Annotated in this window: 1 pseudogene; it reads left to right on the forward strand. The window is 60.9% G+C overall.

Annotation, left to right across the window (positions count from 1 at the left end):
• Positions 1 to 220, forward strand: a pseudogene (locus KKP04_RS15715) (IS630 family transposase); the annotation flags it as partial.

The raw sequence follows: 220 nt of genomic DNA on the forward strand, positions 1-220 counted from the left end.
AGCGCGCAAGGACATCTCGCTCGAAGAATTGCGCCAGGCGCTGGTCGAGATCGGCCTGACCGTTTCGGTAGCCGGGCTTCACCGCTTCTTTGTGCGTCACGGCATGACTCGCAAAAAAAGACAGGCCATGCCATCGAACAGGAGCGTCCCGACATCCTGAAGCAGCGGCGGAACTGGTTCGACGGCCAACTCGACCTGGAACCGGAGCGCCTCGTGTTCA

The organism is Rhodomicrobium sp. Az07, from assembly GCF_018619475.1.
Classification (GTDB): Bacteria; Pseudomonadota; Alphaproteobacteria; order Rhizobiales; family Rhodomicrobiaceae; genus Rhodomicrobium.